The 12,138-nt window shown below is 64.9% G+C and carries 9 protein-coding genes and 1 tRNA gene; 9 read left to right on the forward strand and 1 reads right to left on the reverse strand.

Going from position 1 to position 12,138, the window contains the following annotated elements; all coding sequences use genetic code 11:
* Positions 1-25 precede the first annotated feature (25 nt).
* From MUB52_RS11325 to MUB52_RS11340, 4 genes are all read left to right on the forward strand, one after another.
* Positions 26-1,063, forward strand: coding sequence for a cysteine synthase A (locus MUB52_RS11325; RefSeq protein ID WP_263844334.1), 1,038 nt, complete (start codon positions 26-28; stop codon positions 1,061-1,063).
* On the forward strand, positions 1,060-3,399 hold the full coding sequence (locus MUB52_RS11330) for a DUF3772 domain-containing protein (RefSeq protein ID WP_263844335.1): 2,340 nt from the start codon (positions 1,060-1,062) through the stop codon (positions 3,397-3,399). Before MUB52_RS11325 ends, MUB52_RS11330 begins: the two co-directional genes overlap by 4 nt.
* Before the next feature lie 103 nt (positions 3,400-3,502).
* Positions 3,503-3,592, forward strand: a tRNA-Ser gene (locus MUB52_RS11335).
* Between the two features lie 244 nt (positions 3,593-3,836).
* Positions 3,837-4,091 (forward strand): hypothetical protein, encoded by a 255-nt coding sequence (locus MUB52_RS11340; RefSeq protein ID WP_263844336.1) that lies wholly within the window; start codon positions 3,837-3,839, stop codon positions 4,089-4,091.
* 574 nt (positions 4,092-4,665) lie between these two features.
* On the opposite strand, the gene MUB52_RS11345 is transcribed toward MUB52_RS11340, so the two are convergent.
* Positions 4,666-4,935: a hypothetical protein gene (locus MUB52_RS11345; RefSeq protein WP_263844337.1), complete on the reverse strand. Its 270-nt coding sequence runs from the start codon at positions 4,933-4,935 to the stop codon at positions 4,666-4,668.
* A 151-nt stretch (positions 4,936-5,086) separates the two neighbouring features.
* Here MUB52_RS11345 and MUB52_RS11350 point away from each other — a divergent pair, with 151 nt between their 5' ends.
* The 5 genes from MUB52_RS11350 to adhP all read left to right on the forward strand — a co-directional run bounded on the left by MUB52_RS11350 (position 5,087) and on the right by adhP (position 12,089).
* A complete protein-coding gene (locus tag MUB52_RS11350; protein WP_263844338.1) occupies positions 5,087-5,680 on the forward strand; it encodes a MarR family winged helix-turn-helix transcriptional regulator in 594 nt (197 codons plus the stop codon).
* Complete coding sequence (locus MUB52_RS11355; RefSeq protein ID WP_263844339.1) at positions 5,667-6,848, forward strand: P-loop NTPase; 1,182 nt, start codon at positions 5,667-5,669, stop codon at positions 6,846-6,848. The genes MUB52_RS11350 and MUB52_RS11355 overlap by 14 nt, the downstream gene beginning before the upstream one ends.
* 55 nt (positions 6,849-6,903) lie before the next feature.
* A complete protein-coding gene (locus MUB52_RS11360) occupies positions 6,904-8,103 on the forward strand; it encodes a DUF6522 family protein (protein WP_404818218.1) in 1,200 nt (399 codons plus the stop codon).
* A gap of 189 nt (positions 8,104-8,292) precedes the next feature.
* Complete coding sequence (locus MUB52_RS11365; RefSeq protein ID WP_263844341.1) at positions 8,293-11,067, forward strand: HAD-IC family P-type ATPase; 2,775 nt, start codon at positions 8,293-8,295, stop codon at positions 11,065-11,067.
* Positions 11,068-11,072: 5 nt separating this feature from the next.
* Complete coding sequence (gene adhP, locus MUB52_RS11370) at positions 11,073-12,089, forward strand: alcohol dehydrogenase AdhP (protein WP_263844342.1); 1,017 nt, start codon at positions 11,073-11,075, stop codon at positions 12,087-12,089.
* Positions 12,090-12,138: the final 49 nt, after the last annotated feature.

A 12,138-nucleotide genomic window follows, 5' to 3' on the forward strand; every position in this document is an offset into this window, starting at 1 on the left:
GAACGCTGAGAGAAGGACCTCACCCATGCATGTTGCGAGCGATCTGGCTGCGGCCATTGGAAACACCCCTCTCATTCGCTTGAAACAGGCCAGCGAGGCGACGGGCTGCGAAATTCTCGGCAAGGCGGAGTTCATGAACCCCGGCCAGTCGGTAAAGGACCGTGCGGCGCTCTACATCATCAAGGATGCGGTCGAGAAAGGGCTGCTGCGCCCCGGCGGCACGATCGTCGAGGGCACCGCAGGAAACACCGGTATCGGGCTGGCGCTGGTGGGCGCCTCGATGGGCTTCAAGACGGTGATCGTGATCCCCGAGACCCAGAGCCAGGAGAAGAAGGACATGCTGCGGCTCGCAGGCGCTGAGCTGGTGCAGGTGCCTGCGGCGCCCTATCGCAATCCGAACAACTTCGTGCGCTATTCCGAGCGGTTGGCGGCCGAGATGGCGCGCACGACAAACGAAGGTGTGATCTGGGCCAACCAGTTCGACAATGTCGCCAACCGCCAGGCCCATGTCGAGACCACGGCCCCCGAGATCTGGGAGCAGACCGGCGGCAAGGTCGATGGCTTCATCTGCGCTGTGGGCTCGGGCGGGACGCTGGCGGGGGTGTCGGAGGTGCTCAAACCCAAAGGTGTGAAGATCGGCCTGGCCGATCCCGATGGCGCTTCGCTCTACAATTACTACACCAAGGGCGAGCTTGCGATGTCCGAGGGCTCGTCGATCAACGAAGGGATCGGGCAGATCCGCATCACCAAGAACCTTCAAGGCTTCACACCCGACTATGCCTACAACATCCACGATTCCGAAGCGCTGCCGGTAGTGTTCGATCTGCTGCAGAACGAGGGGCTGTGCCTCGGTGGCTCGTCCGGCGTGAACATCGCAGGGGCCATGCGCATGGCGCGCGACCTCGGCCCGGGCCATACCGTCGTGACGATCCTGTGCGACTATGGCACACGCTACCAGTCGAAGCTCTTCAACCCGGAGTTTCTGAAGGAGAAGGGGCTGCCCGTGCCTGGCTGGCTCGATCGCGCGCCCATGAGCATTCCCGGCGTCTTCGAAGACGCATGAGGCGCGTCCTCACAGCTCTTCTGACGGTTGTTCTCGCCCTTTGGGTGGGTGTGGCCGCAGCGCAGCACACCGCCCCCGAGGGCCTAGACTACGACGCCTGGGAGCAGCTGGCAGAGCTGTCCGAGACCGCCATCGACAACCAGGAAAGCAGCAGCGAGCAATTCGAGGCGCTGCGCAGCAGCATCGCCGATTTCCGGGCGCGGTTTTCATCGGCACGCTCGGTCAATGCGGAGCGGATCGCCACGCTGCGCGCGCAGATCGAGGCGCTTGGCCCGGCACCCGAGGACGGCAGTGAACCGGCGGAGCTGGCCGCCCGGCGGGCAGAGCTCGAAACACAGCTCCAGACCTTGCAAGCGCCCGTGCAGGTGGCCGATGAGGCCTTCCGCCGCGCCGACGGGCTGATCCGGGAAATCGACATCATCATCCGCGAGCGCCAGGCAGAGCGCCTGTTGTCGCTGGGCCCGTCACCGCTGAACCCGGTGCATTGGCCGATCGCTCTGCGCGAGTTCGGCACGATCCTGTCGCGCCTGGGCGAGGAGTCGCAAAGCTGGGCAGATCCCGAAAACCGGCGGCAACTGCGCGAGAACGCTCCGCTGACCCTGCTGCTGTTTGCTGTCGGGTTGCTCCTGATCATCCGCGGACGGGCCTGGGCGGGGTTTGCGCTAAGCCACCTGCGCCGCTGGGGTGGGCCGGGCAGCGGCGTCTGGCGCTTTCTGGTCTCGCTCTTCCGGATCATCATCCCGCTGATCGGGCTGGTGATTTTCGTCGAAGCGTTGCGCAGCACCGGGCTGGCGGGCGAGCGCACCAACCAGATCCTCGACGGGCTGCCGATCTGGGGCGGGGTGCTTCTGGGGTTCCGCTGGCTGGCCGAACGGCTCTTCGCCCGCGACCAGGACGACGCGCTGATTCACCTGACCGACGCCAAGCGCTCGCAGGCGCGGTTCTATACGCTGCTGCTGTCGGTGCTCTTCGTGATGCGTGGGGCCGCGGAGATGATCCTGCAATTCGACGGCGCCGCGCCGGAGACCAGAGCCGTGGTCGCCTTCCCCATCGTGCTGCTGACCGGGCTGGTGCTGGCCACCATCGGGCAGCTCTTGCGTGGTCTGGGGACCGAGGCGGCGGAGGGAGAAGACGAGAACGCACGTGGCGCCGGGTTGGTGCGGGTGCTGCGCTTTGCCGGCATTGCGATGATCTTTGTATCGATCGCCGCTCCGGCGATGGCCGCCATCGGTTATGAGGCTGCGGGGGACGCGCTGCTCTACCCGACGCTGGTCAGCGCGCTGCTGCTCGGGTTGGTGCTGGTGCTGCAACGCTTCTCGGCGGATGTCTATTGTCTGGTGACCGGGCAAGGGCCGCAGGGGCGCGATGCGCTGATCCCGGTGCTGATGGGTTTTGTGCTTCTGATCGCAGCGAGCCCGCTCCTGGCGCTGGCCTGGGGCGCGCGCGTCGCCGATCTGACCGAGCTCTGGGCAACCTTCAGCCGCGGCTTCGCCATTGGCGAGACGCGGATCTCCCCCGGAGACTTTCTGACCTTCGCGATCATCTTCGTTGCGGGCTACACGCTGACCCGGCTGATCCAGGGGGCGCTCCGCAGCAATGTGCTGCCGAAGACGCGCATCGATATCGGCGGGCAGAACGCGATTGTGTCAGGCGTCGGCTATGTGGGGATCTTCCTTGCGGCCCTGCTGGCGATCACCGGAGCGGGGATCAACCTGTCGTCGCTGGCCATCGTGGCCGGCGCGCTGTCGGTGGGGATCGGGTTCGGCCTTCAGAACATCGTGCAGAACTTCGTCTCCGGTATCATCCTGCTGATCGAACGGCCGATTTCCGAAGGCGACTGGATCGAGGTGGGCGGGCAGATGGGATATGTGCGCGACATCTCGGTGCGTTCCACCCGGATCGAGACGTTCGACCGCACCGATGTGATCGTGCCCAACGCCGATCTGGTCTCGGGCACGGTCACCAACTTCACCCGGGGCAACAAGGTGGGGCGGTTGATCGTGCAGATTGGCGTGGCCTACGGAACCGACACGCGCAAGGTTGACCGCATCCTGCGCGAGATCGCCGAGGACCAGCCCATGGTGCTGCGCAACCCGGCGCCGCTCATCCTGTTCAACAACTTCGGAGCGGACTCACTGGAGTTCGAAATCCGTGCGATCCTGCGCGATGTGAACTGGATCATGGCGGTGAAGAACGACATCAACCACGCCATCGCCGAGCGGTTCGCAGAGGAGGGCATCGAAGTGCCCTTCGCACAGCGCGACATCTGGCTGCGCAACCCTGAAGTGCTCCATCCCGGCCCATCCGAGCCCTCGCCGAAGGACAGCGAAGGCTGAGTGCGGCAGGCCTGCAGCGCGGGCAATACGGGCCCCCCTGCCTGCCAGCAACAGCGTTTTGGCTCTTGCAAAGCGCGGCTCAGCCGGGCTACACCGCCCGGACGGAGCGGTGGCCGAGTGGTCGAAGGCGCACGCCTGGAAAGTGTGTAGGCGGGAGACCGTCTCCAGGGTTCGAATCCCTGTCGCTCCGCCAGATCACCACAGAGCGTCTGATCGTGTCCTGACGGCTCGCGCAGCCTCGGTGCTTCCGGGGTGCGACACCGCAATTGGCCGCATTGGGTCAGGCCTACGGCTTGGCTAGCACACCACGATTCTCCGCATATCGGCCAAACGCAGACCGCCACCACGAACCGCCAATCCGGCGACAACGTGCACTCCACAACAGGAGTGCGGCTATCGCCTTGGAGGTGGTTTGGGAGCTTGTTAGACTGTGCCGCATGAAGAAGACGGCACCGCTCCTCACCTCGCTCGAGAAGGCATGCTTTCAAGTGGTGGCTCACGGTCTCTCGCGCCTTCTGCGCAGGGAGATGCGGGTTGAGCTGCGCCGACTCGAGCGACAGCCGAAGATCCGCAGCTACCTGGAGGTTGGCAGCTTTCTGGCGCTTCTCTTTGCGCTTTCCATCGTCGCGGCGAGCCTCGGCTGGATTGCTTTCGGCGCCTTCTTTCTCCTCGTTATCATCCTGTTTCGCTAGGTTGCGTCAGCCTGCCGCAGGCGTGGCGCAACTCTCTGACAATCCAAGGCTTTTGGCGCGTATACGAATGTATGCTATTGAATTTTATAAATAATTTTAATCCAACTGTCACAAGGACACGTAAGCCGGGTATCAGCAATCATGGAGAACTCAATGGGAACTTTGATGACCGTCCTCGCCTTCGGCACTGTGGGTTTCGTTGCAGTGTTCGCCTACATGAATGCCCGCGCAACCGAGCGGCTAAAAGACGACCCGTCGCACAAGCCGTCCTCGCTTTGCGTCAAAAGTGGCCATTGGCAAGCCGCTGGCCAATAACGCCACTCACTGTTGAACGACCTTTGCAATGCTTTGACGCCGGGCTCTGGTGCCCGGCGTCGCTGCCTTCAATCTGCATCGATGCCGAACGTGTTCTTCCCCAAACTGGCTGGCGTCTCGCATCCGCTGATGTCCCAGACCGTTGAGACATGCACCCACGCATGCTTCGCCACAGTGCAAGAGACACCCCGGCCCAAGGGCCCTTCAGCGATCCCATCGCGGGGTCGACCTCGCAACCGCGGACAGCGAAACGATCCTCTCAATTGCCGGCGTCGATCCCGAAGATACCCCTGAGTTGCGCGATGGTTTTGGGCGACATCCGGTAGTATCCGCCGATCTCTTCATCGTTCAGACCATAATCGACCATTGCGATCAGCGCGTTGCGCGGGCAGGGCCCGAGTTTGTCGAAGATGTGGTCTGACAGGATGTCGCGGTAATCGCTCCGCGAACCGCATCTTCCATCCTGCCGAGGATGCACGGGAGGTTCTGTCGCTGAGGCACGCGACATCTGCAGTGACACGTCGGCCATGGTCGGTCTCCAGTTTGGCATTCACCTTCAGCTGTGCTGCGCGCGCCCGGCGTCTGCGATACCTGCCTGCGGCGCATATTGGTTTCGAGTCGAAACTAAGTTTGCTCTAGATCTCTTGTCAAAGTGATTTCGCTTCGATACTACTTTTGGCATGTCGCTGCCTGTCACCCCGTCAGACCGTATCGCGGAATTGCTCATCCACATCGGGCGCTCGTCCCGAAGCGAGGATGAGCGCTCCACACTCACGGCAGCGCAATGGACCTGCCTTCGGTTCTTCGCGCGGGCCAATCGCACCACCCGCACCCCATCGGGTTTCGCGAGTTTTCATGCAACAACGCGCGGCACCGCCTCGCAGATCATCAAATCTCTGGAAGCGCAGGACATGATTGTCCGTCGGAAATCCCCCGATGATGGCCGCAGCGTGTTTTTCGACCTGACAAAGGCGGGGTGTGCCGCGCTTGAGAGCGATCCGCTGGGGCACCTGATCGCGGTGATCGACAGCCTCGATCACACTGACAGGGCTGCATTCCTGTCGACCCTGAACCGGCTGACCTCGGCGCTTGCCGAGAGCCGCGGGGCGCGTGCCTTCGGCACTTGCGGCGACTGTGCGCATTTCACCTCGACCGGGCAAAGTGGCTATTGCAGCTGCATGTCAAAAGAGCTCGACGTCGACCGGATCGACCAGCTCTGCGCCAGCTACAGCCCATTTGCCCCTGCGGGAAAGGATGCCGATGTCAGAGCGTGAGCCAAGCGCCGGGTCGGCCCGGCTGCCGCGCATGATTGCCGTCAGCAGCGGCAAGGGCGGGGTCGGAAAATCGACCGTCACCGTGAACCTGGCCGTTGCCCTCGCGCGCACAGGCCAACGTATAGGGATCGTCGATGCCGACATCTACGGGCCTTCGGTGCCGGGCATGCTGGGCATCGCCGCGGACACGCCGCCTGCGATGTCGCCTGACCGCAAGGTGATCCCGTCGGAGGCCTTTGACGTGAAGGTCATCTCGATGGCGATGCTGTCGGATGATGATGCGCCGGCAATACTGCGCGGACCAATGGTCACGAAGTACCTGCAGATGTTTGTGCGTCAGGTGGATTGGGGCGAACTGGACCTGCTGCTGCTCGACCTGCCGCCCGGAACGGGTGATATTCAGTTGACACTGGCGCAGGCCTTTCCGCTGGCCGGCGCTGTGGTCGTCACCACCCCGCAGGACGTGAGCCTGAAGATCGCGCGTCGCGGGGTGCGCATGATGGAACAGGTCAACGTGCCCATCCTCGGTGTCGTCGAGAACATGAGCGGCTTCACCTGTCCGTCCTGCGGCACGGTCACGAACATCTTTCACCAGGGCGGGGGCGAGGCGGCCGCAGAGCAGCTCGATGTCGATTTCCTCGGCCGCGTGCCACTGGACCCGGCCATTGTCGACGCCGGCGACGACGGTCGCCCGCTTGTCGTGTCACAACCGGAGAGCCCGGCGGCCAGTGCGTACCGCAGCATTGCTGACGCGCTTGGGGCGGCTCCGAGCTTGGAGGGCGGCATCGTGACGCCCTTCGCCTGGACGCTCTCCGACGGCTCAGGCAAGCCGGCCCCAGCCACGCCGATTTCAGGCGGTGCGCCGGATCGGCTTGTGCGGCTCGATCACGATCAGGCGGGGCTCATCCTGCACTGGGCCGATGGACAGGAGCAGCGCTTTGTCCCGCGTGATCTGCGGATCGCCTGTCAGTGCGCCAAGTGCCGGGACGAGATCACCGGCAACCGCGTGCTTGCGCCGGACAGCGTGTCGCGCGGCATCGCGATCACGCGCATCTGGAGCGTCGGGAACTACGCACTTGGCATGGCCTTCAGCGATGGCCATGACACCGGGATCTACACGTTCGAACAGTTGCGCGGACTGCGGGGAGCGACGCTCGAAGATGTCTGACAACCTGTCCCGGAGACGTATCCGCGCGCAGTCGTCGCCCGGGGAGGAGAACTTGATGGGGTTCGTCCTCGACGCGCCGCTGTCTGAGGGGCCCGCGATGGATCTGATACCGCTCGATGCGCAGACGCCACTGGGTCGTGAGCTGTTGAGCGTGGCGGGTGTCGACAGGGTCGAGCTCGCCAGCGCGACGGTATGGGTCAGCAAGACCGAAGCTGCCGATTGGGCGATGCTCAAGCCTGCGGTCGCCCTGGCGATCCGGCAGGTGCTGGAGGAAACGGACAGCCCCCTCGGCGCGGTCGGATCAGACGCGGCGCCTTCGGAGGATACTGCTCTGTTGCGCGCCGTCAAAGAGCTGTTGGACCGGCAGGTGAACCCTTCGGTTGCGGCTCACGGCGGTCACATCTCGGTCGAACAGGTCGAAAACGGTAGGGTTCATCTGCGCATGTCCGGTGGCTGCCAGGGCTGCGCCGCCTCCTCGGCCACCTTGCGTCAGGGGGTGGAGCGGATGCTGCGTGCCGCCTTGCCCGAGATCGCCGAGATTGTGGACGTCACCGACCACGAGGCGGGGCAGACGCCCTTCTATGCGCGCGACCCGGGCGCGTCAGCCATGCTGGATCGGACAATCCCGCCCGGGGTCGTCGAATGGTCGGACGGTCAGGTCGTCGTCGATCCCGACTATCTTGCCCCGCGGCTCGGGCTCACGCCGCAGGCGCTGCGCGCGGGCCTGCAGAGCGGCGAGGTCGTCGGAGTGACGGAAACCGGGATCGGGGAGAAAGAGGGCAGCGCCCGCATTGTGCTGCGCAGTGCCACCCGCGCCTGGGCGGCAGAGTTGGGTCCCGATGGCACCGCACGAGAGGTGCCGCCGCCCCGAGAGGCAACAGCTGCCTCTCAACAGGAGCGTGCCCTGGCGGCGCGGGTACGGGCGCATCTGGAGGCGCTTCCGGAGGAGGCCAAGCCGATCACCTACGGGGCCTTGGCGCGCGCGCTCGGGCTTTGGGCGCCGGGATCGGTGCGCAAGATCACCCGCGCGCTCGAGATGACCATGCAGGAAGACGCGCAACATGGGCGGCCGTTCATCGCCGCCCGTGCGATCAGCCGAGGGACCGGTGGACTGCCTGGCAGGGGCTTTTTCGATCTTGCCCGTGCCCTGTCCCGCGGACCCGACGCAAACGAGAGTGACCAGGCCTTTCATGCCCGGGAACTCCATCGGACCACACGCCGGCCGGCAGACGCCGGCGGGGTCGGGACAGTCTGAAGACCAAGACCAACACGGTCCGGTCGCGCTGACACCGCGCCGGGCCGTTTTCAAAGACCGTGTCGATTGATGTAGCGCAACTCGCGCGGCTCCGGCTGTGCGATGCCTCCTTCTATCGGAGCCACGGCGCGGGATCACCGCGGTCGAAGATCAACGCCGGCACAACAGGCGCAACAGGATTGAGGGCCTATGAAAGACAATCAGACCCGCGGCGATTACATCCGGCAGGACAGCTCCGGTACGCCGTGGCACAGCCGACCCGTGGCCGACGCACTGAAGGCCTTCGGCGTCGGCTCGGAGGGTTTGACCGAGGCCGAGGCCGCGGAGCAGCGCAAGCGCCACGGACCCAACCGGTTGCCCGCCCCAAAGCCCCCCGGCCCCCTGGCGCGGTTTTTGCGACAGTTCCATAACCTTCTGATCTATGTGCTGATTGCGGCCGCAACCGTCACTGCAGCCCTGGGCCATCTTGTCGACACGCTCGTGATCGCGGCGGTCGTTCTGGTCAATGCGGTCATCGGGTTCGTGCAGGAGGGGCGCGCCGAAGGGGCGTTGTCTGCCATTCGCGACATGTTGGCACCGGATGCCCGCGTCTTGCGACACGGTCGGCGCCATACCGTTCCGGCCGAAGCCCTGGTTCCTGGCGACATCGTTCTGCTGGAGCCTGGCGACAGGGTGCCCGCCGATCTTCGATTGACCGCAACGAACAGCCTGCGCGTCCAGGAGGCTGTGCTGACCGGCGAGTCCGTCGCCGTCGAGAAAGGGGCCGACCCCGTCCCGGCCGATGCGGCCTTGGGCGATCGCAGATCGATGGCCTTCAGCGGCACGCTGGTTGCGGCGGGCAGGGGGCAGGGCCTTGTGGTTGCAACGGGTGCCGCGACGGAGATCGGGCGGATCAGCGGCCTTCTCAAGTCGGTCGAGACGGGGACCACGCCGCTGCTGAAACAGATGGAGGTCTTTGCCCGCGGTCTGACCGTTGTCATTTTGGCCCTTGCCGCCCTGATCCTCGCGTTCGGGTTCTTCGGTGCGGGGCTGCCCTTCAGCGAGATTTTCATGGCCGTCGTGGGGTTGACAGTCGCGGCCATTCCCGAAGGGCTACCTGCGATCCTAACCGTGACACTCGCCATTGGGGTACAGCTGATGGCGAAGCGGCGGGCCATCGTGCGGCGGTTGCCGGCCATCGAGGCGCTGGGGTCGGTTTCGGTGATCTGCTCCGACAAGACCGGCACGCTCACCCGCAACGAGATGACGGTTGCGTCAGTCGCGACGGCAAAACGGCTCTTCGCGGTGTCCGGTGCGGGCTATGCCCCCGTAGGAGGCATAAGCCTCGGCGAGCGGGAGGTGTCGGCCTCCGATTATCCGCTTCTGGCGGATGTCGCGCTCGGGGCCGCGCTTTGCAATGACGCCGATCTCGCGATGACCGATGGCGACTGGCGCATCGACGGTGACCCGATGGAGGGTGCGCTTCTGACCTTTGCCTGCAAGGCGGGGCTTGATCTCGACGCCCTGCGCAAGGCCAACCCGCGGACCGATGCCATTCCCTTCGACGCCCAGCATCGGTTCATGGCCACGCTGCACCATGACCACGCAGGCGGAACAGCGATCCATGTGAAGGGCGCGCCGGAACGGATCATCCCGATGTGCACGAGCGCGCATGGCGAGGAGGATGGCGCCCAACCCATCGACCCCGACTACTGGACGAGGCGTGCGCAGGAGATTGCGGAACGCGGCCAGCGCGTCATCGCGATTGCTTTGCGGTCCGATGTGTCGGACAGGCGCAGGCTGACCTTCTCTGCGGTGGAGGGCGGCCTTACGCTCCTCGGGCTCGTTGGGCTGATCGATCCCCCGCGGGACGAGGCGGTCGCGGCCGTCGCCGAGTGTCAATCGGCCGGCATCCGGGTGAAGATGATCACCGGCGATCATGCAGGCACGGCGATGGCGATCGCGCGCGAGTTGGGCCTTGAGCGCAGCACCGAGGTTCTGACCGGGGCCGAAATCGACTGCCTCGATGACGCTGCGCTGAGGACGCGCGCGCTGCAGGTCGATGTCTTTGCGCGCACCAGCCCCGAAAACAAGCTGCGGCTGGTCGAGGCCTTGCAGGCGATGGGCCAGACGGTGGCGATGACCGGTGACGGGGTGAACGACGCACCTGCGCTCAAGCGGGCGGACATCGGCGTGGCCATGGGCCGTACCGGGACCGAAGCGGCCAAGGAGGCGGCGGAGATCGTTCTGGCCGACGACAACTTTGCGACGATTGCGGCGGCGGTCCGGTCCGGGCGCACGGTCTATGACAATCTCAAGAAAGCCATCGTCTTCCTGCTCCCGGTCAACGGCGGGGAGGCGCTGGCGCTGATCATCGCGCTGCTGCTCGGGCTGACGCTGCCGATCACGCCGGTGCAAATCCTCTGGGTCAATATGGTCAGCTCGGTCGTGCTGGCCATGGCCTTGGCCTTCGAAGCGGCCGAGCCGAATATCATGCGCCGTCCGCCGCGACCTGCCGACGAGCCGATCTTGTCGCGTTTCGTCCTTTGGCGCGTCGGCTTCGTCTCGCTGCTGTTCTGTCTCGGCATCTTCGGCATGTTCACCCATGCGATGGATCGCGGTGCCAGCCTCGAAGAGGCCCGGACCGTCGCCGTCAATACCTTGGTCGTGATGGAAATCTTCTATCTCTTCTCCGTCAGATTCCTGAACTCCTCGTCGCTGTCGTTGAAGGCGATGCTCGGCACACCGCCCGTCCTGATCGCGATCACGGCGGTGACCGCTCTGCAACTGGCCTTCACCTATGCACCCTTCATGGAGCTCTTCTTCGACACGCGCCCCATCGGCGTGGCGCAAGGGCTCATGATCCTCGCGGTCGGCCCGGTCCTCCTGCTGCTGCTGGAGGTCGAAAAGCAGGTTGTCCGAGCACTGCGATCGCGCAGCCAAGGCATCGACCCAAATCCCCCTGAAACCCAGAAAAGGAGCTAACCGAAATGGGCAGCATGAAAGCCGCCGTCGTCACCGACTTTACGCAGCCGCTCGACATCCGAGAGGTCGAGCGACCGACCGTGTCAGACGGCAAGGTCGTCGTGAAGATCGAGGCCTGTGGCGTTTGTCACACCGATCTGCACGCCGCGCGCGGTGACTGGCCCGTGAAGCCGACACCGCCATTCATACCCGGGCACGAGGGCGTCGGTACCGTCGCGGAGGTGGGCCGCGGCGTGACGTCCGTGAAGGAAGGCGACCGGGTCGGCGTGCCCTGGCTGCACACGGCCTGCGGCCATTGCCGGCACTGCGTGGGCGGGTGGGAGACACTCTGCCCCGATCAGTCCAACACCGGCTACAGCGTGAATGGCGGGTTCGCGGAATATGTGCTGGCCGATCCGGGCTATGTCGGGCACCTCCCGCGTGCCCTCGAGTTTTCGCCCGCCGCACCGATCCTGTGTGCCGGGGTCACGGTCTACAAAGGGTTGAAGGAAACCGATGCGCGCCCCGGTCAGACGGTCGCAATCGTCGGCGTGGGCGGTCTCGGGCACCTGGCAGTGCAATACGCCAAGGCGATGGGGTTTCACGTCATCGCCGTGGATATCTCGGATGAGAAGCTTGCCTTGGCCGCGTCGCTCGGGGCGGATCTGACGGTGAATTCCGCCACAACCGATGCGGCAGCCGAGCTTCAGAAAGGCGGCGGTGTCGAAGGCGTTCTGGTCACTGCGGTCTCGCGCGACAGCTTTGCCCAATCCGTCGGGATGCTGGGCCGGGGCGGCACGATGAGCCTCGTCGGTCTGCCACCCGGCGCCTTCGACCTTCCGATTTTCGAGGTCGTGCTGATGCGGAAGACCATCCGCGGGTCGATCGTGGGCACGCGAAACGATCTGGTCGAGGCGCTGGAGTTTGCGGCCGAAGGCAAGGTCGCCTCGCACTACAGCACGGATCGGCTCGACAACATCAACGGGATCTTCGACCGGATGGAACAGGGCCAGATCGAGGGGCGTGTCGTGATGGAGATCTGAGCTTTCGACGGTTGGGTGTCGGACGACGTGCGAGTCGAGAAGGTGGATC

This window comes from Roseobacter sinensis, from assembly GCF_025755255.1.
In the GTDB taxonomy this organism is placed as follows: Bacteria; Pseudomonadota; Alphaproteobacteria; order Rhodobacterales; family Rhodobacteraceae; genus Roseobacter; species Roseobacter sinensis.